Consider the following 24,061-nt stretch of genomic DNA (forward strand, 5'->3'; position numbering starts at 1 on the left):
AGCCGTGCTTACACCATTCGACAAGCTAGCTAGCCTCTCTAGTTCTTTTGAACTAGGGGCTGGGTTATGAATTAAACAACTCCGACAGGTAACTCATCCAGCCAGTTAATAAAGCGCATGACGTCATTACCTTGATAGATTGCCCCATGCTGCGGGCAAAGCTGTTCAATCGTCAGCTTACTTGCACGTTCACACCAGTCACGTTTAGCGGTATTCGAACCCAGCCAACGCTGATGGAAACCTTTAGCAAAACGAATATGCTCGTCAAAGCTTTTAACAAACAATTCAGCGTGCTGTGGTGGGAGAAGTGCAGCACCAATGTCCCCACTGAATAAAATCTTAGCCTTGGCATCGTAAAGATGAAAATTTCCGGAAGAATGTAAATAGTGCGCTGGGATGGTTTGTAAAGAGAGTTTGTCTACAATTAGTTCTTTCCCTTGATCTGGAATGGATTGGATGGTTTCTTCATCTCCGCCAAAGTGGGGAATAAAACTTTTCCATAAACCACTGACATGACAAATCAAGTTGGGATTGAAGGATAGCCATAACGCTAATGAAGAAATCACATCAGGGTCCTGGTGGGACGAAAAAATTTGGGTGACGCACAGTGGATCAATGACTTCAGAAAGGGCGCTAAAGACAGCAGGAAAAATTTCCATGCCGCCAGGATCGGTTAGTAGGGCATGCTGCTGATATTGGATCAGATATTCATTCGTATCAATCAGGCAGTCTGGTTTGCTTGGATCACGCGCCAGCGCGTACCATTGATGGGGCCCATCAGAATAAATCAGTGTCGCTTTTTTCATGCATCTGTCCTAATGGCTTTTTTCAGTATTTCTAGGTTCGGAAGAATCTGGTCTATGTAGTCGGCAAATTCATCTGATGCTTCAGTTAAACCCGTGCCCATATCCCGCACATAGGCCGCTTCGATTTTGGCAGAACGGGCAATCACTGAACCAAACAGGCAGACTTGATAAGCCCCCTCCAGCCAGGTATACATAGATTGATGTGCCTGCGTAATGTGTTGATTCAGTGCGTGACTGGTATGTTGAGATTGATGAATGCACCGTCCTAGCACGGTTGGATTTTTCAATTGCAAGGCTGTTTGCTGGAGCAGCGCTAATTGTCGTTCCAATTTAAGCTGCTGGGTAGCTAAACTGACTAAATCAGCACTGGCCGTTCCCAGCCCCTGCATTTGCTGCCGGAGTGATTGGCTGAACTCGCGCAGCTCTTTGGATATAACCCCAAAGGCACGCGCTTTCTCTCCAAATTGTTTGGCCAGCACAATCGCGTTAATGCCCAAAAGATTGATTTGGAAGGCATGTACCGCAATGTTTTTGATGCCTTCTTTTAAGGCGGTGACTCGCTGTAATTCGCGCTGGTTTTCCATATTTTCCCCTAGAGCCCTTTATCGCCTGTGAGGCTTATTTAGCGTGGTCGGACAATTTGCCAAGCACGACCTAGGTAAGTCACACTCGCAAAGCCACTCCACACATGGACCAAGCGTGTAAAGGGGAAAATTACAAACAAAGTCATGCCCATGAATAGGTGCAGTTTGAAAAGTAAATCAGCATCGAGGATATAACTGGCGGCATCACCCTGAAAGGTGAAAATATGTTGCGCCCAAGTCATCAGTTGCACCATCGCGTGACCGTCTAAATGGTGAGAAGATACCGCGATGGTAGATAAACCGAGCAGTAGCGTGGTGAGCAACCATAGTAGTAACACTTTATCGCCGATTTTGGTTACTGCGCGAATACGCGGGTTGCTGAGCCGACGGTGCAGCAGAATCAGCAAGCCGAGTAGACAACAGCTTCCCATAATGCCGCCTGCGGTCATCGCAACCAGTTGTTTAAAGCCGTGGCTGACGCCCAGTGCATCCCATACCGCCACGGGCGTGAGTAAGCCAACGAGGTGGCCGAAAAATAGCCCGATTACCCCGATATGAAACAGGATGTTGCCCACACGCAAATTACCCTGGTAGAGGACTTGAGAGCTATCCGTTTTCCAGGTGTATTGTTCGCGCTCAAAACGTGCGAGGCTTCCAAATAAAAAAATGCATAAAGCAATATAGGGATAAATGCCAAATAGAAATTGATGCAAGGTATTCATAGTGAGATTCTCCTTGGCCTTACATGGCGGTAGTCATGCGGGACGCTGCTGGATAAAACTGAATCGGCTGAGGGGTGTTGGTAGATTCACAGCCTGGCTTCAGCAGCGGTTCTACCCCCATGGAATCTGGGCCAAATTTTTCCAGCGCCTCATCCATGTCTTTGATGGGTGGCATGGTTAAGGCTTGCGGTACCACGGTGGTTAAGCTACGTAAGACTTTGAACACACCGGCATAGGGGCTGGCATTTCGTTCTAGCCTCTCGCCAATCGCTGCCAGTACATGAATGGCATCACCGAGTAGGGTTTCCGCTTCCTGCGTGGGAACGAGGCTAAGAAATTCCAGAAACAGTGGCACATGGTCGGGTAATTCCGCCGCGTGGGGTTCATACCCGTGCGTCTGGTATTCGTTGAGTAAATCCACCATCGCTTGCCCACGGTCACGGCTTTCACCATGAATATGTTCAAATAGATGTAGCGAGTGTGCCGGATTACGATCAAATGTGGCTACATAGTTTTCCTGCAATTCAATTAAGGAGTGCGCCTGCATAAAATTCAGGAGCGGTTGCAGGGTGGTGTACTGCATGTTGCCTAGGCGCGAAGGAACCTCTGGCAGCGCTGCGAGTAGCCCCTCTTCGGGGTAACTGAGCAAGGCCGATAGCACACGCAAGGTAGAAGAAATAGTATGGGTCATTCGATTCTCCTCATTCTGTCGTGGTTTTTTTGCGGGACTTGGGCATGTCCACAAAAACGGTGCTGCCTTGGGGCTTTTTGCCAAACAGTGAACCCGATGAAGTGCCGCCGGAGCAACCATTGCCAAAGCTGAAACCACAACTGCCTTTTTCGTTAAAGCTGTCTTCCACTAGCTCTTTGTGGCTGGTGGGAATCACGAAGCGATCTTCGTAATTCGCAATGGCCATAATCTGGTACATGTCTTCTACCAAGGCCGGTGTCAGACCGACGCGCTGTAAGAGCGCAGCATCGCCCTTACCGTGCACCACTTCACTGCGTTTGTAAGCGCGCATCGCGATCATCCGATCCAGTGCGGTGACAATGGGCTGCTCTTTACCGGCAGTCAGCAGGTTGGCGAGATAGCGTACGGGAATCCGTAAAGATTTCACATCGGGAATAATGCTGTCGCCATAAGTGGTGTGTGGCATTTGTCCATTTTCAAAAGCTGCTTGAATGGGGGACAGGGGTGGGATGTACCACACCATGGGTAAGGTGCGGTATTCTGGATGTAAAGGGAACGCCACTTTCCAGTCCATTGCCATTTTGTACACGGGCGAACGCTGAGCCGCTTCTAACCAACTTTCGGGAATGCCCTGTTTGCGTGCTTCGGCCAGAATGGCGGGATCATTCGGGTTGAGGAAGCAACCGAGTTGGGCTTCGTAGAGTTCCTGTTCGTTTTCAATGGCGGCAGCTTCGGCAATTTTGTCCGCGTCGTACAGCATCACACCCAGATAGCGAATTCGACCCACGCAGGTTTCAGAGCAGACTGTGGGTTGGCCGGCTTCAATCCGGGGAAAGCAAAAAGTACATTTTTCTGCCTTGCCGCTTTGCCAGTTGAAATAGATTTTTTTGTACGGGCAGCCAGAAATACACATGCGCCAGCCGCGGCACTTGTCTTGATCGACCAGCACAATCCCATCATCCTCGCGCTTGTACACTGAGCCAGAAGGGCACGAGGCCACGCAAGTCGGGTTCAAGCAATGCTCGCACAAACGGGGCAAGTACATCATGAAAGTATTTTCAAAGGTGGAATACATCTCCTTTTGAATCCCTTCAAAAAGCTGGTCACGGCTGCGGGCGCTGAACTCGCCGCCGAGATCGTCTTCCCAGTTCGGGCCCCACTCAATCTTTTCCATTTTTTTACCCGTTATCACCGAGACTGGGCGCGCCGTGGGCGGCGTTTGACTGAGGGGTGCTTTTTGCAGGTGCTCGTAGTCGTAGGTAAACGGTTCGTAATAGTCGTCGATTTGCGGCAAATTTGGGTTAGCAAATAGGTTACTGAGAATTTTCAGCTTGCCGCCCTGTTTGGGTCGTAATTGACCATCGGGTGTGCGTTCCCAGCCCCCTTGCCATTTTTCCTGATTTTCCCATTGTTTGGGATAACCCACGCCAGGTTTGGTTTCTACATTATTAAACCAAGCGTATTCCACGCCATCGCGGCTGGTCCAGACGTTTTTACAAGTGACTGAGCAAGTGTGACAGCCGATACATTTATCGAGATTCAACACCATACCAATTTGGGCGCGAATTTTCATTTTGCTGCTCCTTCTTTAGCTACCTCTTCACTTGTTTTTTCAAGCGCTTTTTCAACCGCATCTTCAACCCTAGGGCCTTCCAGCCATTCCACTTTGCGCATTTTTCGGAGGACGACAAACTCATCACGGTTACTGCCCACCGTGCCGTAGTAATTAAAGCCATACGCTTGCTGGGCATACCCCCCAATCATGTGCGTGGGTTTTAAGACCGTACGGGTGACGGAGTTGTGAATGCCACCGCGTTTGCCGCTGGTTTCTGCGCCGGGGACGTTCACGATTTTTTCTTGGGCGTGATACATCAAGCACATGCCTTGCGGCACCCGCTGGCTCACGACCACGCGCGCCGTGAGGGTGCCGTTGACGTTAAACACTTCGACCCAATCGTTATCGACCAGTCCCGCTTGTTTCGCCTCGGCTTCGCTAATCCACACGTGTGGACCACCGCGACTGAGGGTGAGCATGCGCAGGTTGTCCGAGTAGGTACTGTGAATGCCCCATTTTTGGTGCGGGGTAATCCAGTTCAATACCAACTCTTTTTCCCCGTTCGGATATTGGCCGAGCATCGGGGCGATGGTTTTGGTGTCAATCGCAGGTTTGTAAACGCAAAAGCCCTCACCAAAGTCCAGCATCCAACGGTGATCTTGGTAGAACTGTTGCCGCCCGGTCAGGGTGCGCCAAGGAATCAGTTCATGCACATTCGTATAGCCTGCGTTGTAGCTGACTTCTTCCGATTCCAACCCAGACCAAGTGGGGGCTGAAATAATTTTGCGTGGTTGTGCTTGAACATCGCGGAAACGGATTTTGTCGTGTTCCCGCCCGACGGCTAAATGGGTGTGGTCACGTCCGGTAATTTTGCTCAAGGCTTCCCAGGCTTTCACCGAAACATGGCCGTTGGTTTCTGGGGCAAAGGTCAGAATCATCTCCGCTGCATCAATCGCGGTATTGAGTTGTGGACGCCCTTGGCTCACGCCGCCTTCGGTCACGGTTTTATTGAGTGCACCCAGCTCATGCACTTCATGCTCGGTGTTCCAGCTAATGCCTTTACCACCATTACCGAGTTTGTCCAACAGGGGGCCGACAGAGGTGAATTTTTTATAAATCTCTTTGTAATTGCGCTCCACCACGGTCATATTCGGTGCGGTTTTGCCGGGGATGAGATCGCACTCGCCATGTTTCCAGTCTTTGGGTTCCAGGGCCTGCCCCAATTCCGCAGGGGTATCGTGCATGAGCGGCGTCAACACCAAGTCCTTGCGGGTGCCAAGATAATCGCCGCCGATCTCGGTAAATTTTTTAGCAAGGAGTTTATAAATTTCCCAATCGGTTTTACTTTCCCAAAGCGGCTGCACGGCTTCACTCAGCGGGTGAATGAAGGGGTGCATGTCGGAGGTGTTGAGATCGTCTTTCTCATACCAGGTAGCCGTCGGTAGCACGATATCGCCATACAGACAGGTGGTACTCATGCGGAAATCCAATACGGTGAGCAAATCCAGTTTGCCTTCGGCGCCTTGGGCTTGAAATTCCACCTCGGTCGGTTTAATGGCTTGGCTCGCATCATCGAATAGGGCGTTTTGCGTGCCGAGTAAGTACTTGAGGAAATACTCATGGCCTTTGCCGCTCGAACCCAAAATATTGGAGCGCCACACGAACATATTGCGTGGGAAGTTGGCGGGGTTGTCCGGCGCTTCACAGCTCATGCGCAGCGCGCCATTTTTAAGTTGTGCCGTGGCATATTGCACGGGGTCTTGTCCAGCCTGTACCGCCGCTGCGGTGACATCCAGTGGGTTGGTTTGCAGTTGCGGGGCCGAGGGCAGCCAGCCCATGCGTTCCGACTTAGCGTTCAAGTCGATCATGCTCATGTTCTGGTAGGTTTCTTGTTTGGCAGTGGCGGCAAGGATGCTATCAACGGGCAATTTTTCATGCCGCCATTGACTGGTGTGCGCATAGAAAAAGCTGGTGCCATTCATCTGACGCGGTGGTCTTTGCCAATCCAGTGCAAAGGCGAGGGGAGCCCAGCCAAATTGTGGACGGAGTTTTTCTTGCCCGACGTAGTGGGCCCAGCCACCGCCACTTTGGCCGACGCAGCCGCACATCATCAATAAGTTGATAATGCCGCGATACGTCATGTCCATGTGATACCAGTGGTTGAGCGCGGCTCCCACAATCACCATGCTCTTGCCATGGGTGTCGTGGGCATTTTGCGCAAATTCACGGGCGACTTGAATCACCAGTTCCGCTTTTACGCCCGTGACTTTTTCCTGCCATTTTGGCGTGTAGGGTAAGTCTTCTAAATAGGAATTGGGGGTGCGTTCGCTTTGTAACTCGGTTACGCCTCGATTAACGCCATAGTTGGCGAGTTGTAAGTCGAAGACGGTAGCGACAAATGCGGTGCTGCCATCGGCTAAGGTGATTTGTTTAACCGGTACACGTTGTTTTATCAGTTCGCCGCGGTCGCTACAGAAATAAGGGAAGTTGACCTCGATCACGGTATCGTGCTGGCCGAGCAGGGTGAGTTGAGGATCAATTTCTTCACCGGTTTGCCCTTCTTTCATTTCCAGATTCCAGCGGCCCACTTTGCCGTTCTCAGCCTTGTCTTCCCCCCAGCGGAAACCGATGGTGCCATTGGGCACGACGAGTTTTTGGCTGCGGCTATCGATGAGCAGGGTTTTCCAGTCAGGGTTGTTGCTTTCTTTATGCTGCTCTGCAAGATGTGAGGCACGCAGGAAATGATCGGTTACGTATTGCCCATTCGTCTGCTGGCGTAATAACACGAGCATTGGCATATCGGTATACTGTTTGGCGTATTGCGTGAAGTAATCCGAGCGTCTCACGCCTTGATGGAATTCGCTCAAAATTACATGGCCCATCGCCATTGCCAGGGCGGCATCGGTGCCTTGTTTGGGGGCAAGCCAAATATCGCCAAACTTTGCCATCTCGCCAAAGTCACTCGAAACCGCCACGGTCTTGGTACCTTTGTAGCGCACTTCGGTGTAGAAGTGGGCATCAGGGGTGCGTGTCATGGGGACGTTAGAACCCCACACCATCAAATACGTTGAGTTATACCAGTCAGCCGATTCAGGCACGTCCGTTTGTTCGCCCCAAATCTGTGGGCTGGCGGGCGGCAGGTCGCAATACCAATCGTAGAAGCTCAGACATGCGCCACCCAATAAGCTGAGGTAGCGTGCCCCGGCGGCATACGACACCATCGACATCGCCGGAATGGGTGAGAAGCCAATCAAGCGGTCCGGGCCAAACTGTTTAATGGTGTAGGCATTGGCAGCCGCAATCATTTCAGTGGCCGTATCCCAGTCCGCGCGAACAAAGCCGCCTTGCCCGCGCACACTTTTATAACGCTTGGCTTTCTCGGGGTTTTGGCTGATGCTTTCCCAGGCGGCAATCGGGTCGAGCGTTTTGCGGGCTTCGCGCCACATTTCCATCAGGCGGCCACGAATCATGGGGTATTTCACACGCTGGGCGGAATACACGTACCAGCTATAGGAAGCCCCACGGGGGCAGCCACGCGGCTCATGGTTAGGTAAATCTGGGCGAGTGCGCGGGTAATCCGTCTGTTGCGTTTCCCAGGTGATGAGGCCATTTTTCACATAGACTTTCCAGCTACAAGAACCGGTGCAGTTGACACCATGCGTGGAACGCACAATTTTGTCGTGTTGCCAGCGGCTGCGATACGCGTTTTCCCATGTGCGGTCTTCATTGACGACTGCACCGTGGCCATCCGCAAATGTCGATTTAATTTTGCCTAAGTAATTGAGACGATCAAGAAAGTGGCTCATCTCGGACTCCCTCTATGTAAGGATGGTAATGATTTTCAGTGTTAGCTTATTGAAAGACGGGTGGCTTGCGTATTCCCCAGTGGAGGAGGGCGCAAGCCACATTCGAGCTAGAATTGGCTAGTCACAAAGAACTAGATGCCAAGGTCGATTGAGTGTGAAAATTAGCAAGGCATCTCCGCGCCTTTGCGCGAGTAGAACCACCAGGTGATGACTAAGCAACTTAGGTAGAAGCCGATAAATATCCAAAGCGCGGCATCAGGGCTGCCCGTCATGCTGATGGCACTGCCAAAGCTTTTGGGTATGAAGAAACCCCCATATGCGCCAATCGCGCCTGCAAATCCCAATACGGCTGCGGATTCCCGACCGGCGTCTGTTTGCGCTTGTTTCTGCCCCGCGTGGTTGCGTGCGGCTAAACGTTGGTGATGGGTTAAGAAAATCACCGGAATCATGCGGAAAGTAGAACCATTCCCAATCCCGGTCAGGGCAAAGAGCACAATAAAGATACCGAGAAACGCGTGGAAGTTACCTCCGACACCTTGATGTGGGAGAGTTTGCAGCAAGCCATACACTGCCAGTGCCATCAGCAAGAATGTCCAGAATGTCACGCGCGCACCGCCAATTTTGTCGGAGAGCCAACCGCCAATCGGACGCACCAATGCGCCTACCAAGGGGCCAAGGAAGGCGTATTTCGTGGGATCAATCTCGGGAAACAAGGCTTTGGTTAACATGGCCAAGCCGGCGGAGAAACCAATGAAAGAGCCAAAGGTACCGATATATAGCCAGCACATGAGCCAATTGTGTTTGCGTTTGAAAATCACAGCTTGTTCGCTGAAGGACGATTTGGCTTCCGCGAGGTCATTCATGCCTAGCCAAGCCGCAATGGTGGCAAAGACAATAAACGGTACCCAAATAAAGCCAGCGTTTTGCAGCCACAAACTTTTTTCCACCCCATTTTTAGTGAAATGCTGTGCTTCCCCGCCGAGTGAGCCAAATACCGCTGAAGTAATGACAATCGGGACTAAAAACTGCATCAATGAGACGCCCAAATTTCCCAATCCTGCATTAAGGCCCAGCGCTGTACCTTTTTCTGCTTTTGGAAAAAAGAAACTGATGTTGGCCATACTGGAACTAAAGTTACCACCGCCGAAGCCGCACAGCAGGGCGAGGATAAGCATTGTCGGGTAGCTGGTATTCGGGTCTTGTACCGCAAAGCCAATCCCGAGCGCGGGTAGCAGCAGGCTAGCCGTAGAAAGTGCCGTCCACTTGCGTCCGCCAATAATCGGCACCAAGAAAGAATAAAAAATACGCAGGGTGGCTCCCGATAACGCGGGCAAAGCGGCGAGCCAGAAGAGCTGATCGGTAGTGAACTTAAAGCCCACGCTAGGGAGCTTAACCACCACCATACTCCATACCATCCAGACACTAAAGGCGAGGGTGAGCGCCGGAATGGATATCCACAAATTACGCTGGGCGACGCCTTTGCCCTGCTGCTGCCAGAAGCTGGGGTTTTCGGGTTCCCAGCGTTGGATGACGTGTGAGCTCATGAATTACTCCTTTTCATATAAAAGGCATGCTCATTCATGCTTTGCGACGAGAGCGATGCCATATCGGTTGTGCCTTTAACAGGGGTGAATCAAGTTGCTTGTTTGGGTTTGACTTCTAAGAAGTGTTGGCCTTTGACTTCGGTGAAGTACATCAGAATCAACGAAACCCAAGTCACGCCGTACATCAACATGAAGCAGGACGAACGCACGCCCGTGAGATCGACCAGCACCCCGAACAGTATTGGTAAGACAAACCCGCCTAAGCCACCGGCCAAACCCACTACGCCGGATACGGCACCGATGTTGTGGCTGTATTCATTGGAGATGTATTTAAAGACGGAGGCTTTGCCAAAGGCCCAAGCCATACCCATGATGAACATGAGAATGGTGAAGGTGACTGGGGTGAGGCCAATATGGAAAGATTTGGGGCCGTTGACAGTGACGATCGTGAAATCAGTTTGCGGATAAGAGAGAATGAACAGACAAATCCACGTCACCCACATGACCCACCAGGTCACGCTATGGGCCCCCCATTTATCGGACATCCAGCCCCCAATCGCGCGTAAGACGCCACCGGGCAAAGAGAAGCAGGCGGCGAGTAAGGCCGCCGATTGCAGCGTAAAACCATATTCATTCACATAGTATTTCGTCATCCACAGCGACAGGGCGACATAACCACCGAAGACAATCGAGTAATACTGGCAATACTTGAGGACACGTGGGTCTTTCATCACGGCGAGTTGCTCACGCAAACTAGCGCTGTTTTGAACAAGGTGTTCTTTTTTCTGAAAAGAACTGAACCAGAAAATGACGGCCATTACGGTCATCCCAATCGCATAGACTTTGGGAACGAGTACCCAGCCACCTGCCGCAATCAAGGTCGGTGCAATAAATTTGTTGACAGCGGCCCCGGAGTTACCTGCACCAAACACCCCCATGGCCATGCCCTGTTTATTTTTAGGAAACCAGCGCGCGACATAGGGAGTGCCCACGGAAAAAGAGCCGCCAGCTACCCCTACAAACAAACCAAGCACGAGAAAGTGCCAGTACGCGGTCGCGTATTGAATACACCAGATGGGAAGGATAGTGGCGAGCATGCAGCCAAACAGGACGATACGGCCACCAAACTTATCGGTTAAAAAACCCAAGGGCACGCGCACCAGCGAACCGGTCAGTACCGGAATAGCGGTCAGCAAACCAAATTCGGTTTCGTTGAGTCCCAACTGTTTTTTGAGTGGAATCCCAATCACCGCAAACATCATCCATACAGCGAAGCAGACTGTGAATGAGGCGGTACTGGCAATCAGTACCGAATACGCTTTATTTTTATCTTCCATGCCTTTCTCCTAACCTGAATTGACGCTTTAAGGTTAAAGAAAAGACCGGATAAAAACGATTCGTCGAAGGGAGGGATGGCCTTAGAAAAAGGAGGGGGGCGCCTAGTTATTAAGGACTAGTAATGTTTTTGTGGATGGCTTAACTGGGGCCAATAAGCAAAGCAAAATATGCCCAAACTACTTATCCAGAAACTAGCGGAAAGCCACAGACAATGCGTGTAATAGCGTGGTTCCAAAATCGGTAGGTAGGCGTAAAGGGCAACGGGTAAAATCGCCCGACTGCCTGCGGCCGCCTGTATTCCCAGATAAATAAACCATTCAGCACGTCCAGTGCGTAGCGGAGAGCCGGTGTAAGCCATGCTAGTACGGGTCATCATGCCCATGATCATGCCACTGATGCCGCCCACCGCGATCGCATGTAGGGCAATGCTCAGGGGGATAGTGCCGTGCGGCATGTGCGCGCCAGCAAGTAAAGCAAAGCCGATGATGATCCAGAGGTACGACAGATGCAGAATCCAAAGCAAGGGCTGATGGCGGCTCGTCCAGGGGCGCCAGCCAAGCCAGCGCAAGCCATGTGCTAATGCGGTAGCCAATGGCACCATAAATCTTATCAATCCGGGTATTGCTATGAACGCATGGCATAGATGCAGCAAGCCGCACATTAGCGTGAAAAATATAGCGATACGATCTAACCAGGCCCATCGCCATTGCCGCAGACTGGCGGTGGCATTGGCAGTGAAAGCGGGGATCATCCGCCCACCCATCACGCTAATGAGACTAGCGATGACGAAGAGTGCGCTATCGAGAAATATGAGCGGCGAAAGCGTATTGAGGGGGATACGCCAACTCAGCCAACAGCCTAAATCAATAACAATAAACAGGCTGATTAAACCCAATATGTAGCCTTGTCGCCAGATTCTAGCTTGAAGTAGTTTTTTTAATGACGGCTGTGCCAGGTTAGTCAGCAATAAAATTTCTAGCGCAAAGGCAACATCCACCCACGGAGATAAATAAAGTAGACGAATGATTAACCATCGCCATAGTCGTCGTCTTAGTAATTGACTGGCGGCGGTCTTGGCATGCAACGATGTGTGAGCAGGGGTGAATAAAAAGCCGATGATGATGGCCCAGATATAGCCATAGACCATTTCGTGAGCATGCCATAACGCCTTTGGAAAAGGCGGAGACATCGGTAGGCCAGTTGTAAATACAAACCAGTGTGTGATGTCGAACGGGCTTAGCCAGTAAGGAACCGCCCAGATGGCAAAGAGACTGCCGAGGAAGTAAAACGGACGCAAAAACGGCGGCATGTTACGCTGAAATAGGTTTGTTATTTTTTATTGGAGACAACCTCTCGCTGCTCGCTGAGCTTTTCAAATGCACTTGGCTGCACAATATGTAATTGTCGGGCGTGAATTTCAATGATTTTTTTCTGCCGTAAATCAGCCAGTAAGCGGCAGACTGTTTCCAGGGTTAGTCCGAGGTGATTCGCAATATCGCTGCGTGTCATCGGTAAGTCAATCCAATAGGAAATGGATGTGTTGGCGCTAGGTGCAGTCATACCGAGCCTGATTTGAGCTTGTTGTCTAGTGTGCGTTTGTAATAAAAAACGAATGAAGCGTGGGAGTGCGGGTAAGTGACTACGCCAAACATACTGTTGTTGGTATTGGCTAATCGCGGCCCCCATTTGTTGCCATAACAGAGCTGGCTGGGCTGGGCTGGCTGTGGCGCTATTGAGAGCCTGTTTATCCAGTTGGCTCGGATTTAATTCAATCACACAAACGGCGCAATCGCCAATGGCCTCATACACCACGGTTTGTGGCATGGGTGCAAGCGTGTGTAAAGCTATCAACTCCCCAGCGTAATGAAAATCAATAATTCCATGCGCCGTGCCAAGTGAGAGGGTGCTTTTGAGTGTGCCCGCATGCAGGGCATAAAAGGTAGGGTGGGGCATCGAACGGAAACAGAGTTTCTGCTTGTTTTTGAGCGCTAACATGCAGTGCGTGATGGTATTTTCAGCCGGTGTCTCATCCTTGCCCATAGAGGAAAAACAAACTGTTTGCAGTTGGCATCCCGAACAGGCCATTGAGGCCGTGGGCGTCTTGCCAACAGTATTACGGAGACGAACCTGAATGTCCATGTGCGGGAGCTTGAGCGTAATCCGTATCTCAGCCTATACCCTAGCAGCAGGATTTAGCGGGATTGTTGGACGTTACTTGGCACCCTCCGCGAAATTCCTCCCCGACTTGGGTTTCCGGCTCAAATAAAGGAAACAAGACATTATTTTCTAGGTGAATATGGTTAACCAGATCATCGGCCAATTGTGCGAGCCCCGCATAGAGGGCACGCCAGGTCGTACATGCGCCCGGTGGCGGGGTCATCTCTTGCGTGAGCGCTGCCAACCGCTCAAGAGTTGCACCATGATCAATATGTTCGCTGCGCATCATACCGATAGGGTGGACAACAAATGCATTGCCGCCCGCTTTGAGCATGGGGAATAGCACTTGCTCTTCTTTCTGCATATGGTTGAGTAAATCGACTTCCATCTCAGTTAATAACTGCGCGAGACCCACTGGGGCGTTTGGATGATCGCGATGGACTGCTTCGACGCGGCGTGCCATGAGAATGAGTTCAGGTAATTGCGCACGGTGAACGTCGTGGTAGCGAGTCAAAATGTGGTCAATCAGAGCGGGCACATCAGTAATGCTTAGCGCGGTATCGTCATGACGCCGCTCAGCGAGTTGGGCAAGTTCTTGCAGAATGGGTTCCAGGTCTAAGTGTTTCTTATCGGCTGCCGCTTCCAGGCTGATTTGGCCGCCGCAGCAGTAGTCCATTTTGAGGCGGCGAAAAATAGCGGTCGCGCCTGGTAACGCGACGGCAATTTGCCCGATGGCTTGCGTAGGATCTAGCGTGAAAGTAGCGGCGGTGGTCATGATGGGGACTCCAGTATTTAATCGTGATGCGGTAATGGGTAATTAGTTGCCTCGTATTTGCAAGGTGCGATAAAACGGGGCCTGCGTGAATTGATTTAATACGCTGCGGGCGGCTTCTGGCAATCCATCGGAAGAACTAGGCCATCCGTTGGAGCGGCCACATTGCCAAACGTAATGTTTAACCCTGGCATCGGTTAATTCTTCTAGCAAACATTGCAAACGCTGTGCTTCCAGTAAACTGGGATCCAGCGTGGTTCTTATTTCGTAGTCAATCCCACTCGATAAAACGTGGCTTAGCGACTGAAAAGCCTGCGTACCGCTTTGTCGGCGTTGTGTGAGGCGTGGATAATCCGCGTGGCAGGTTTTAATATCCAGGCCGACCCAATCCAGCAATGGGAGGAGTGCTGCTAGTCTTTCTGGGTAGATGCCTGCGGTATGTAAACCCACACGCAATCCAAGGTCTTTCACAGCTTGGATGGCGTGAGAGAGGTGGCCTTCCAGAGTGGGTTCGCCGCCGCTGAAAACCACGGCATCTAGGCAACCCTGACGTTGGCGGAGTATGTCGACGATGTCTGACCACTTCAGTTTTAAGCTGGCTTGCTGCCAATTGCTAGGTGATGACAGCGTGATCTGGCGCGGCTGTAAAGCGGGGTTGTGACAATAGTGGCAGCGCCATGGGCAGCCCTGGATAAACACCACGGCACTCAGTAAACCAGGGTAGTCCAGTGTACTAAAGGGCTCGAAGCCGCCTATACGCAACATGAGTCTACAGCCTGTGCTGCGGACGCCATTGGCGCAGGCACGGAATGCGATGCGCTTAGTGTGGGTGCCACAAAATACTGACGCTCGGCGAATTCTCCTTGTTTCCCGATATTGAAGGCGCTGACGGGACGGTGATAGCCCATCACGCGCGTCCAGACCTCACAGCGCTGGCGCCGTGCTTGATAGGCTGCGGGCAATGTGTTGATAGTAGAAACAGAGGGATTAACAGTTTGTGTGTGCATCCTGAGGCTCCTTGGTTGGTAGGGGTGAAACGGGGGTAGGGGATGTGTGTTGATATTCAGCGAGTAGCTGTTCATCACACTTGGGGCAATATTCATGCTGGCCTGATAAATAACCATGCGTCGGGCAAATGGAAAACGTGGGCGTGATGGTCAAATACGGTAAGCGGAAGCGTGAGAGAGCGCGTTTGACTAAAGTTTTACAACTGCTGGCGGAGGGCAGGGCTTCGCCCATATACAGGTGTAGTACCGTACCGCCGGTGTATTTACGCTGTAATTCATCCTGTTCCGTGAGCGCTTGAAATGGATCAGCGGTATAGCCAACCGGCAACTGGGAGGAGTTGGTGTAATACGGGTGCGTGTTGGTGCCCGCCTGCAAAATATCGGGGTAACGTTGTTTATCTTCTTTGGCAAAGCGGTATGTTGTCCCTTCGGCGGGCGTGGCTTCGAGGTTGTACAAATGTCCGGTACGTTCTTGAAAGTCCGTTAAACGTTGGCGAATATGGTCGAGCAGAGCCAAGGCGTATTGCTTACCCGTTGGATGGGTAATGTCATAGGCATCATGACTAAAGTTGCGTAGCATCTCATTAATGCCATTGACCCCGATGGTGGAGAAGTGATTACGTAAGGTGCCGAGGTAGCGCTTGGTGTAGGGAAATAAGCCCTGATCCATATAACCCTGTATGACTTTGCGTTTGATTTCTAAACTCTGGCTGGCTAAATCGAGTAGATGATCAACGGCCTGTAGTAAGCCCATCCAATCCTGTGCGTAGCGATAACCCAGGCGGGCGCAATTGAGGGTTACGACACCGAGCGAACCGGTTTGTTCCGCCGAGCCAAAAAGCCCGTTACCGCGTTTGAGTAGCTCGCGCAAATCCAGTTGTAAGCGGCAGCACATCGAGCGAATCATGTGCGGCTGTAAATCCGAATTTAAAAAATTTTGGAAGTAAGGCAGGCCATATTTCGCCGTCATTTCAAAGAGCCGCTCGGTATTGGGATGTTCCCAGTCAAAATCGGGGGTGATGTTATAGGTTGGGATTGGAAAGGTAAATACACGGCCTTGGGTATCCCCATCCATCATGACTTCTAAATAAGCTTGGTTAATCATGTCCATTTCCGCTTGCAGATCACCATAGCAGAAAGGCATTTCCTGACGCGCTATTACGGGTACCTGCTCGCGTAAATCAGCGGGGCAGACCCAATCAAACGTGAGATTGGTAAAGGGTGTTTGAGTTCCCCAGCGCGAGGGCACATTCAGGTTGTAAATCAGTTCCTGCATCGCTTGTTTGACCTGCGGATAGCTGAGCTGATCCTGCCGGATGTAGGGCGCTAGATACGTGTCGAATGAACTGAACGCTTGCGCGCCAGCCCATTCATTTTGAAGCGTGCCCAGAAAATTGACGATTTGCCCAATCGCGCTTGATAAATGTTTGGGGGGACCCGCTTCAACCCGCCCTGGTACGCCATTCAAGCCTTCATGCAATAAGGTTCGCAGCGACCATCCAGCACAGTAGCCAGATAGCATGTCGAGGTCATGAATATGTAAATCCGCATCACGATGGGCGGCCCCAATCGCGGGTGGATAAATATGGTTGAGCCAATAATTAGCAATCACCTTGCCCGATATATTCAGAATTAATCCGCCCAATGAGTAGCCTTGATTGGCATTGGCTTTCACGCGCCAATCGTCTTGTGACAGATATTCATTGACTGCGCGTTCCACATCCACCAAGCAGCGTTGGTCATCGCGCCGGGTTTGATGCTGAAAACGGTAAGCGATATAGGCACGGGCGGTACGTAGATAGCCTGCTTGGATGAGTGCGGTTTCAACGTGGTCTTGAATATGTTCAACGTGGTAGCACCCTGCCTGCTGTATCTGTAACGCAGACTCCACTAGCGTGCTCAGGCGTTCGGCCTCAGTGGGGCCAAATTCCTGAGTGGCTTGCCCTGCGCGAGTTAGGGCATGGGTAATGCGGGTCCGCTCATACGGGCGGGTCAAGCCACTGCGTTTTTGAATGAGAGGGTTAAACATGGTTTTCCTATATTTAGTGTGTGAAATCAATGCTAGATACTAAATGTAGGGTTTTCAAGATGGTTTAGGATGTTCGATTTAGAAAAGCCGATTTGTTTGATCTACCTGATAATCCAAAAAACAAAGTGGTTTTAATCTCCCCATAAAGAACTAGTTCTTTTGCAGATAAGCTGGACATATCGGGTTGTCAGTAATCACTCGTATAATCTGTTGCATTCCATTCATTCAGAGCACACTATGCGTTGCCCCCATGTACTCGGGATCGTTGGTTACAGCGGCTCGGGCAAAACCACTCTCATCGAAGCCATGTTGCCCTTGCTATGTACGCGGGGCTTGCGGGTGGCGCTGATTAAACACACCCACAAAGATGTGGATGTAGATAAACCCATCGACGGCAAAGCTAAAGATACCTGGCGGCATCGTAAGGCGGGGGCGCAGCAGGTGTTGCTGGTCGCTCCGAAGCGTTGGGTGCATATCAATGAGCTGGATGAATTACATCCGCCCCCCACACTGGAAGAGCAACTCGATTTATTAGCGCCGTGCGATTTGGTGCTGGTAGAAGGTTTTAAGTTTGCCCAAATTCCTAAAATTGAAATCACGCGCAAGTTGGAGCCACTGCTATACCCTGCGGATAGCCGTGTGATTGCGGTGGCGAGTACACTGGGCCAGGAGGCCTTTGCCAAAAAAGTGCCGCACTACTTAAATCTGGATGAACCCGCCGAAGTGGCGGCATTTATTCTGCAACGCTTGGGACTACACAAATGACCATGCCGACTAACGATGCTACTGCCGCTACCACTATCAAGCCCGCTTTACGTTCGGTGGATGATGCGCTGGATACGCTGCTGGCTGCGGCGAGTGCTTTGCCGTTACCTGCGCTAGAAACGGTGGCGCTGGAACACGCGGCGGGCCGCGTGGTGGCGCAAAATATTTACGCTCCCTGTGCGGTACCACCCCATGCCAATTCGGCGATGGATGGCTATGCAGTGAGGATTGTCGATGTGGCCAGTGGGCAAGCCTTGCCAATTAGCCAGCGGATTGCGGCAGGGCAAGTACCGCAGCCTTTAGCGGCGGGGACGGTGGCGCGGATTTTTACGGGTGCGCCGATCCCAGTGGGGGCGGATGCTGTGATCATGCAAGAGCGGGCGGTGGTGACGGAGGCGGGTGTAAATTTTGAAACCGTGCCGCAGCCACAAGAAAACATTCGCGCGGTGGGGGAAGATATTCAGCACGGCCAATGTTTGTTTTCAGCGGGGCAGCGTTTAAGCGCGGCGGATGTGGGGCTGCTAGCTTCGGTCGGGATTGCGCAAGTCCCTGTGCGTGCGGCCTTGCGTGTGGCGATATTTTTTACGGGCGATGAATTGGTGACACCGGGCGAACCGCTCCCTGAGGGCGCGATTTATAACTCGAATCGTTATTTTTTGCGGCCTTTGTTAGAGCGCTTGGGCTGTGTGGTGACCGACTACGGCATCGTGCGCGATAACTTGGCGCAAACTCAAGCCATGCTCGAACGGGCGGCTGCTGAACATGAGGTGATTATCACGGCGGGTGGCGTTTCGGTGGGCGAAGAAGATCATGTGAAAGCCGCCGTACAAGCCTGCGGCGAGCTGGACTTATGGGCGATTGCGGTCAAGCCCGGTAAGCCGCTGGCCTTTGGCAAAATCACAAAACACCCTGCCAGCACCGCCCATCAGGCTGCCTTCATTGGTTTGCCGGGGAATCCAGTCTCGGCGTATGTCACCTTCTTGCTCTTTGCGCGGCCGTATTTGCTGCGGCGAATGGGGGTGCAGAACGTACAGCCCACGGGCTTGCCGCTCTCAGCCGCCTTTGCGTGGCCCAAGGCCGATAAGCGGCGTGAATTTCTACGTGCGCGTATCAATCAAAACGGTCAAGTCGAACTCTTCCCCAACCAAAAAAGTGGGGTGCTGACTTCCTGCGCCTGGGCGGAGGGCTTGGTGGATAACGCGCCCAGCCAAACGATTGCCCCCGGTGACTTGGTGCGCTTTATTCCGCTCTCGGCCTTGGTGAACTAAGTTGGATAAATCGAAATGACGCTCACGATCAAATATTTTGCCAGCCTGCGTGAAGCCCTGAATTGTGCCGAAGAGCGTGTGCCGCATACCGCCGAGTTGGCGACGGTGCAGGCGCTCAAAGCTCACCTGCAAACACGTGGTGAACCTTGGCAAAGTGCGCTGGCCAATCCGCAACTACGCTGCGCGGTGAACCAAGAGCAAGTGCCGTTTACGCATCCGCTACAAGCAGGAGATGAGATTGCTTTTTTTCCCCCGGTAACCGGCGGCTGATTCCAGTTTGAAATCAAAGCAATAACTGTGTTGACAGCGCAACTTCATGCTCGCTGTACATTTAGGTACTATCTGTGCGTGAAGTTGCTAGTCGCGTTGTTCTTGCTCTGATTTCTTGCTGGAATCATATTGTGTTGTAGTAATTAATATTTATGACGATTTCAATTCAAACCAACGATTTTGATGTAAACGTCGAGCTGCAAGCCCTGCGGGCAGGCTGCGCTGACCCCGGCAAAATCGGCGCGATTGCAAGCTTTATCGGTTTAGCGCGGGATTTGAATGACGGTGATGTGGTGAATACGCTGGAGTTGGAACACTACCCCGGCATGACGGAAAAAGCCTTGAGCAAAATTGAAGCCGACGCCCGTGCGCGTTGGCCGCTTTTGAATGTGCGGATCATTCACCGCATTGGCACCCTCTTGCCGCAAGCGCAGATTGTGTTGGTGTTGGTCGCCAGCAGCCACCGGGCGGCGGCATTTGCGGCCTGTGAATTCATCATGGATACCCTTAAAACGACCGCGCCGTTTTGGAAGAAAGAGCAAACCGCGCAAGGCACACGCTGGGTCGAAGCCAAAGCCAGTGATGAGGCTGCCACGGCGCGCTGGCGCTCTGTCGGCTCAAATGCCGCACCCGAACAGAAAGGATCATGATGAGCCCACTGGGTTTCTTGGCGGTTGGAGTAGGCGCTGCCCTTGGGGCTTGGTTGCGCTGGTGGTTGGGGTTGGTGCTGAATAGTGCTGGAGCAACGGTGCCGCTGGGCACCTGGTTGGCCAACCTGATCGGTGGCTACCTGATAGGCCTGGCAGCTGCTGGGCTGAGCACCCTGCCTGAGCTGAATCCGGCGTGGCGTTTACTCATCATCACCGGTTTTTTGGGAGGATTGACCACTTTTTCAACCTTCTCGGCCGAAAACTTTCAACACTGGCAAGAAGGGCGCTGGATTGCCGCTGGCGTTCATATGCTGGCTCACGTGCTGGCATCCCTTTTTGCCACCTATTTAGGCTGGCTGAGCGCGCAACGCTTTATCTAGGCCTTTGCACTGGGTTTATCTATTTTGATTGAGATGGCCGCTTCATTGCTTAAGCCTTAGCCATTTTTGCCGATATATGCCTAATCTCGGTTTAGGTTAGGCATCATGCAAGTTCCTGGTTTAGTCATCCGTATGTTGGTCTTGGTCACGCTATTGACCGGGGCCTGCTGGTTTTCAAATTCGGCTTGGGCAAATTCACCCGACCGCCTGAGCCGCATCCTGCAGCAAAAATCGCTGCGGGTTTGTATTTGGCCAGACTACTACAGCATCACCTTTCGTAATCCGCGCACGGGCCAGCTTAATGGTTTCGACATTGATATGGCGCAGCAATTTGCAAAAGACTTGGGCGTGGAGCTGACCTTTGTCAATAGCTCGTTTGCGGCTCTGATGGATAATCTGGTGGGCGATCAATGTGACATTGCGATGCATGGGGTTGCAATCACTGAAGCCCGGTTGGAAAAACTGAGTTTCAGCGAGCCTTATCTCAAGAGCGATTTTTATGCGGTGACAACCAAGAGCCACCCCACGGTGACACAATGGGACGATATTGACAAACCCGATGTGGTGGTGGGAATAATGGGGGGCACTGTGATGGAGCCGGTTATGCGTAAAGCGCTACGGCAAGCGCAAATCGAATTGATCTATGCGCCGAAAACGCGAGAGCAAGAGTTGGAAGCAGGGCGGATTGATGTGTTTATTACCGATTATCCGTATAGTCGGAAGGTATTAGACAACGCCGACTGGGCCGCCTTGCTGGGGCCGAGTAAGCCATTTTTTATTACCAATTATGCCTATGCTATCGCCAAGGTTAAAACACCGGGAGATCAGCGCTGGTTGAACCGTATCAATCAATTTTTACTCGCCACGAAAAACGATGGCCGGCTCCTTGCGATTGCCCGTCGTTACAAACTGGAACGAATAGCGGTGTCTGATAAAAAATAATCACCTATGTCGCGGCTATCGCTCAAAAAAATTCCTCTAAGTACTTGGGCTGCCATTTGTAGTCTGATCTTTGTGGCGTTGGTGATTAGCGCGATTGGCTACGACATCAAACGCAATCGCGACGACTTTCAAAAAGATCGAATCAAGCAGGCGACTGCGTATACACGGGTGTTTGAAGAGCAGCTAAACGCCATGTTAAAGCGCAAGGAACAGCTGTTGCGTTTTCTGGTGGCGCAGTCACAGGCCTATCGCCAACAGGCGGCACTGGAAAGTTCAAACCCAGCCTATGCCACTTGGCTAAAAGGCTTGATGAATGAAGGTTTACGCACCGGTCCCCATTTGCGTTCGCTGGCGTTTGTCACCAAAGAAGGATTGGTGTTGGCGTCAACCAGTGAGCGTAGTCAAGGCAAGCAGCTCAAGCCAGATCAACTGAGTGCGTTAATCCGTACGCCCGCTAGTCCCGTCGATCAGTACGATGCCTTACGAATTGAGTATGCGTGGGCGGGCCGTGATCTTGTCGATGGCATGCCCATTCTAGAGCCGATTCGTTCGCCCCGGCTACCGACCTTTCTGCCCCTGGTGCTAGAAGACCCACAGGGTTACTGGATTGCTTTGCTGAATCTGGATGCGGTTGCCAATTATCAGCAACAGATCTTAGATGACCCTAATTCATACACCGAGTTGTGGCGGATTAATCAACATTGGTTATTTAGCGCTCAAGTGAATCGGCAAGCACAGCGACCACCGCAAGCGTTTCTGGCACATCATGAAAAAATTTTCAAAACACTCCTGCCAAAAGAGCACGGTGTATTTGTCTTGCCTGAATCAGGAGATGTGGTTGCCTATCGCCTCTTAAAGAATTTTCCTTTGATGGTGATTACACAACTCGATTGGCAATCAGCACACCACGAGTTAGAAAGCCGTGAAACATTTACCTTGTTTGCAGGGGCACTGGTGTGTTTCTTTTTACTGCTGGTCGGCGGCCTGATCGTTCGTGCCCAGCGCCGGCAGGAGCGTCAACGCGACATCATGCGGAAAACCTATCGGCGCTTGCAGGATCGCGAAGCACGGCTAAATACCGTGTTGGAAACCGTGCCCGATGCGATTTTGATTCTGAATGATTGCGGTGAAATCATTCAGGCTAACTCAGCCTCGACCGCTATGCTCGAAGGACAGACAGGGATGACGCCAGTCGGGCATACGATGAATGAATACATCGCTGAGTGGACAGAATATTGGCACCTGCATGGCAAGTCTCGTTTTGTGAATAGCCAGCCACGCGACTTAAATAAAGACGAAAGTTTTTGGGATACTTGGCAAAACCCGCTGATTGCTGTGCTGGGTCAGCCTTCAACTTTGCTTGCTCAAGCCAAGAAAACCCAGCTTATTGTTTCCCGGCGAGATGGCAGTTCGTTACCGGTCGAAATCAGAATCAGTGACTTTGCAGACAGCCATGCCCAGTTTGGGCAGGTCACTTATTTAATTATGCTGCGCGATATTAGCCGCCAGCAAGCCGATGAAGAAAAACTGAAAAGCATCAGTGGCCGCCTTGCACGGGCCTTGAGTGGCGCGAATGATGGTCTGTGGGAAACTAACCTGGATACTGGCGAAGTCTATTACTCACCCCGCTATTTGCAATTGCTGGGCATGGAGGGACACAGCTTACCCACTGACCGCAAAGATTTTTTAGCTGAAGTGGTGTGTCCTGACGATGTGGTAGATTATGAACGCAATATTCAGGAACACTTTGTGCAGCGTGGACGAGGTCGTTTTGATGTTCGTTACCGTCATGCCAATGGCGAATACCGGTGGTTTCGTGTGCGTGGTCAAACGACCTTTGATCCCAATACCGGCCAGCGTTTGATGTCGGGGGTGATTACCGATATCCATGCACAAAAAATTGCGGAACAGGAGTTAGCAGCACATCGCGACCGCTTGGCGGAGCTGGTTGAAGCGAAAACCTTGGAATTACAAGCAACGGCGAATAAAGCCGATGCAGCGAACCGCGCTAAATCTGAATTTTTAGCCAATATGTCGCATGAGTTACGAACCCCGATGCACGCTATTTTGTCGTTCGCGAAATTGGGCGCAGAAAAAGTGACGCAGATTGAGCCGGCCAAGCTAGCGCATTACTTCAATAACATTCATACGAGCGGCAGCCGTTTATTACGCTTGCTGAATGATTTGCTTGATCTTTCCAAGCTTGAGGCCGGAAAAATGGAGATGCATAAAACCAATACCGATCTCTCTGAGCTGATTCAGGAAGTGCTGCAAGAGCTTTCAGCATTAATCCAAGCCAAACATTTAACGATTTCTTTTACCCCGATTCCGGCCGCGCTGTACGCTGATGCCGCCCGAATTATGCAAGTGATTCGTAATCTGCTTTCAAACGCCATCAAATTCACGCCCGAAGCGGGGACTATCTATATCACCGTGACCGGCAGCATGCAGTCTGCCCAGCCGGTTCAGGTCAGAACCACCTTGAATGACACCCAGACACAAACCTTGCCTGCAATGCAGCGGATCTGGGAAATGACGGTTCAAGACACCGGTGGGGGTATTCCAGCAGCAGAAATGGAAAGTATTTTTGATAAGTTTGTGCAGTCGAGTAAAACCAAGTCTGGCGCTGGCGCTGGCGGAACGGGGCTGGGCTTACCGATTTGCCGCGAAATTGTGCAGGCGCATGGTGGCATCATTTATGCCGAGTCGCGCCCACAGGTCGCCACTGGGGCTTGCTTCGTGGTGCGCTTACCGCTCGCCCTTTAATCAGTATGG

General features: G+C 51.6%; 21 protein-coding genes. 7 read left to right on the top strand and 14 right to left on the bottom strand.

The window, feature by feature from the left end:
* Positions 1 to 71: 71 nt before the first annotated feature.
* The 14 genes from DU000_RS01350 to DU000_RS01415 all read right to left on the bottom strand — a co-directional run bounded on the left by DU000_RS01350 (position 72) and on the right by DU000_RS01415 (position 17,011).
* Positions 72 to 806 (bottom strand): oxygen-binding di-iron domain-containing protein, encoded by a 735-nt coding sequence (locus DU000_RS01350; RefSeq protein ID WP_114401558.1) that lies wholly within the window; start codon positions 804 to 806, stop codon positions 72 to 74.
* Entirely contained in the window at positions 803 to 1,390 is a 588-nt protein-coding gene (locus tag DU000_RS01355; RefSeq protein WP_114401559.1) for a hypothetical protein, read from the bottom strand. Before DU000_RS01355 ends, DU000_RS01350 begins: the two co-directional genes overlap by 4 nt.
* A gap of 38 nt (positions 1,391 to 1,428) precedes the next feature.
* Complete coding sequence (narI, locus tag DU000_RS01360) at positions 1,429 to 2,112, bottom strand: respiratory nitrate reductase subunit gamma (protein ID WP_114401560.1); 684 nt, start codon at positions 2,110 to 2,112, stop codon at positions 1,429 to 1,431.
* Positions 2,113 to 2,131: 19 nt separating this feature from the next.
* Positions 2,132 to 2,803 carry a nitrate reductase molybdenum cofactor assembly chaperone gene (gene narJ / locus DU000_RS01365; protein ID WP_114401561.1) on the bottom strand — a complete coding sequence of 224 codons (672 nt, stop codon included), beginning with the start codon at positions 2,801 to 2,803 and terminating at the stop codon, positions 2,132 to 2,134.
* A 10-nt stretch (positions 2,804 to 2,813) separates the two neighbouring features.
* Positions 2,814 to 4,376 (bottom strand): nitrate reductase subunit beta, encoded by a 1,563-nt coding sequence (gene narH / locus DU000_RS01370; RefSeq protein ID WP_114401562.1) that lies wholly within the window; start codon positions 4,374 to 4,376, stop codon positions 2,814 to 2,816.
* Positions 4,373 to 8,164 carry a nitrate reductase subunit alpha gene (locus DU000_RS01375; RefSeq protein ID WP_114401563.1) on the bottom strand — a complete coding sequence of 1,264 codons (3,792 nt, stop codon included), beginning with the start codon at positions 8,162 to 8,164 and terminating at the stop codon, positions 4,373 to 4,375. The genes narH and DU000_RS01375 overlap by 4 nt, the downstream gene beginning before the upstream one ends.
* A gap of 161 nt (positions 8,165 to 8,325) precedes the next feature.
* Positions 8,326 to 9,708 carry a NarK family nitrate/nitrite MFS transporter gene (locus DU000_RS01380; RefSeq protein ID WP_114401564.1) on the bottom strand — a complete coding sequence of 461 codons (1,383 nt, stop codon included), beginning with the start codon at positions 9,706 to 9,708 and terminating at the stop codon, positions 8,326 to 8,328.
* Between the two features lie 89 nt (positions 9,709 to 9,797).
* Complete coding sequence (locus tag DU000_RS01385; RefSeq protein WP_114401565.1) at positions 9,798 to 11,045, bottom strand: MFS transporter; 1,248 nt, start codon at positions 11,043 to 11,045, stop codon at positions 9,798 to 9,800.
* 116 nt (positions 11,046 to 11,161) lie between these two features.
* The gene (locus DU000_RS01390) at positions 11,162 to 12,355 is read right to left on the bottom strand and encodes an NnrS family protein (protein WP_114401566.1); all 1,194 of its coding nucleotides are present in this window, start codon (positions 12,353 to 12,355) and stop codon (positions 11,162 to 11,164) included.
* Positions 12,356 to 12,375: 20 nt separating this feature from the next.
* Positions 12,376 to 13,086: a Crp/Fnr family transcriptional regulator gene (locus tag DU000_RS01395; RefSeq protein ID WP_158529600.1), complete on the bottom strand. Its 711-nt coding sequence runs from the start codon at positions 13,084 to 13,086 to the stop codon at positions 12,376 to 12,378.
* Positions 13,087 to 13,225: 139 nt separating this feature from the next.
* Positions 13,226 to 13,978: an iron-sulfur cluster repair protein YtfE gene (gene ytfE / locus DU000_RS01400; RefSeq protein WP_114401568.1), complete on the bottom strand. Its 753-nt coding sequence runs from the start codon at positions 13,976 to 13,978 to the stop codon at positions 13,226 to 13,228.
* A 42-nt stretch (positions 13,979 to 14,020) separates the two neighbouring features.
* Entirely contained in the window at positions 14,021 to 14,740 is a 720-nt protein-coding gene (locus DU000_RS01405) for an anaerobic ribonucleoside-triphosphate reductase activating protein (RefSeq protein ID WP_114401569.1), read from the bottom strand.
* Positions 14,728 to 14,946: an anaerobic ribonucleoside-triphosphate reductase gene (nrdD, locus tag DU000_RS13055; protein ID WP_420812094.1), complete on the bottom strand. Its 219-nt coding sequence runs from the start codon at positions 14,944 to 14,946 to the stop codon at positions 14,728 to 14,730. Before nrdD ends, DU000_RS01405 begins: the two co-directional genes overlap by 13 nt.
* 16 nt (positions 14,947 to 14,962) lie before the next feature.
* The gene (locus DU000_RS01415; RefSeq protein ID WP_114401571.1) at positions 14,963 to 17,011 is read right to left on the bottom strand and encodes a ribonucleoside triphosphate reductase; all 2,049 of its coding nucleotides are present in this window, start codon (positions 17,009 to 17,011) and stop codon (positions 14,963 to 14,965) included.
* A 159-nt stretch (positions 17,012 to 17,170) separates the two neighbouring features.
* On the opposite strand from DU000_RS01415, the gene mobB reads away from it, so the two are divergent.
* The 7 genes from mobB to DU000_RS01450 all read left to right on the top strand — a co-directional run bounded on the left by mobB (position 17,171) and on the right by DU000_RS01450 (position 24,052).
* The gene (gene mobB / locus DU000_RS01420; protein ID WP_338049452.1) at positions 17,171 to 17,776 is read left to right on the top strand and encodes a molybdopterin-guanine dinucleotide biosynthesis protein B; all 606 of its coding nucleotides are present in this window, start codon (positions 17,171 to 17,173) and stop codon (positions 17,774 to 17,776) included.
* Positions 17,777 to 17,778: 2 nt separating this feature from the next.
* Positions 17,779 to 19,044: a molybdopterin molybdotransferase MoeA gene (locus DU000_RS01425; RefSeq protein ID WP_192878426.1), complete on the top strand. Its 1,266-nt coding sequence runs from the start codon at positions 17,779 to 17,781 to the stop codon at positions 19,042 to 19,044.
* Between the two features lie 15 nt (positions 19,045 to 19,059).
* Entirely contained in the window at positions 19,060 to 19,314 is a 255-nt protein-coding gene (gene moaD, locus DU000_RS01430; protein ID WP_114401572.1) for a molybdopterin converting factor subunit 1, read from the top strand.
* Between the two features lie 152 nt (positions 19,315 to 19,466).
* Complete coding sequence (locus DU000_RS01435) at positions 19,467 to 19,964, top strand: molybdenum cofactor biosynthesis protein MoaE (RefSeq protein WP_114401573.1); 498 nt, start codon at positions 19,467 to 19,469, stop codon at positions 19,962 to 19,964.
* Positions 19,964 to 20,344, top strand: coding sequence for a fluoride efflux transporter CrcB (gene crcB / locus DU000_RS01440; RefSeq protein WP_114401574.1), 381 nt, complete (start codon positions 19,964 to 19,966; stop codon positions 20,342 to 20,344). Before DU000_RS01435 ends, crcB begins: the two co-directional genes overlap by 1 nt.
* 105 nt (positions 20,345 to 20,449) lie before the next feature.
* Positions 20,450 to 21,286: an ABC transporter substrate-binding protein gene (locus DU000_RS01445; protein ID WP_205073994.1), complete on the top strand. Its 837-nt coding sequence runs from the start codon at positions 20,450 to 20,452 to the stop codon at positions 21,284 to 21,286.
* 6 nt (positions 21,287 to 21,292) lie between these two features.
* Positions 21,293 to 24,052 carry a sensor histidine kinase gene (locus tag DU000_RS01450; protein ID WP_114401575.1) on the top strand — a complete coding sequence of 920 codons (2,760 nt, stop codon included), beginning with the start codon at positions 21,293 to 21,295 and terminating at the stop codon, positions 24,050 to 24,052.
* Positions 24,053 to 24,061: the final 9 nt, after the last annotated feature.

The organism is Parvibium lacunae, assembly GCF_003335215.1.
Classification (GTDB): Bacteria; Pseudomonadota; Gammaproteobacteria; order Burkholderiales; family Burkholderiaceae_D; genus Parvibium; species Parvibium lacunae.

Coding starts and splice junctions, on each gene's coding strand:
- DU000_RS01350 (WP_114401558.1), bottom strand. CDS start 806: ATGAAAAAAGCGACACTGATTTATTCTGATGGGCCCCATCAATGGTAC.
- DU000_RS01355 (WP_114401559.1), bottom strand. CDS start 1,390: ATGGAAAACCAGCGCGAATTACAGCGAGTCACCGCCTTAAAAGAAGGC.
- narI (WP_114401560.1), bottom strand. CDS start 2,112: ATGAATACCTTGCATCAATTTCTATTTGGCATTTATCCCTATATTGCT.
- narJ (WP_114401561.1), bottom strand. CDS start 2,803: ATGACCCATACTATTTCTTCTACCTTGCGTGTGCTATCGGCCTTGCTC.
- narH (WP_114401562.1), bottom strand. CDS start 4,376: ATGAAAATTCGCGCCCAAATTGGTATGGTGTTGAATCTCGATAAATGT.
- DU000_RS01375 (WP_114401563.1), bottom strand. CDS start 8,164: ATGAGCCACTTTCTTGATCGTCTCAATTACTTAGGCAAAATTAAATCG.
- DU000_RS01380 (WP_114401564.1), bottom strand. CDS start 9,708: ATGAGCTCACACGTCATCCAACGCTGGGAACCCGAAAACCCCAGCTTC.
- DU000_RS01385 (WP_114401565.1), bottom strand. CDS start 11,045: ATGGAAGATAAAAATAAAGCGTATTCGGTACTGATTGCCAGTACCGCC.
- DU000_RS01390 (WP_114401566.1), bottom strand. CDS start 12,355: ATGCCGCCGTTTTTGCGTCCGTTTTACTTCCTCGGCAGTCTCTTTGCC.
- DU000_RS01395 (WP_158529600.1), bottom strand. CDS start 13,086: ATGGGCAAGGATGAGACACCGGCTGAAAATACCATCACGCACTGCATG.
- ytfE (WP_114401568.1), bottom strand. CDS start 13,978: ATGACCACCGCCGCTACTTTCACGCTAGATCCTACGCAAGCCATCGGG.
- DU000_RS01405 (WP_114401569.1), bottom strand. CDS start 14,740: ATGTTGCGTATAGGCGGCTTCGAGCCCTTTAGTACACTGGACTACCCT.
- DU000_RS01415 (WP_114401571.1), bottom strand. CDS start 17,011: ATGTTTAACCCTCTCATTCAAAAACGCAGTGGCTTGACCCGCCCGTAT.
- DU000_RS01425 (WP_192878426.1), top strand. CDS start 17,779: ATGCCGACTAACGATGCTACTGCCGCTACCACTATCAAGCCCGCTTTA.
- moaD (WP_114401572.1), top strand. CDS start 19,060: ATGACGCTCACGATCAAATATTTTGCCAGCCTGCGTGAAGCCCTGAAT.
- DU000_RS01435 (WP_114401573.1), top strand. CDS start 19,467: ATGACGATTTCAATTCAAACCAACGATTTTGATGTAAACGTCGAGCTG.
- crcB (WP_114401574.1), top strand. CDS start 19,964: ATGAGCCCACTGGGTTTCTTGGCGGTTGGAGTAGGCGCTGCCCTTGGG.
- DU000_RS01445 (WP_205073994.1), top strand. CDS start 20,450: ATGCAAGTTCCTGGTTTAGTCATCCGTATGTTGGTCTTGGTCACGCTA.
- DU000_RS01450 (WP_114401575.1), top strand. CDS start 21,293: ATGTCGCGGCTATCGCTCAAAAAAATTCCTCTAAGTACTTGGGCTGCC.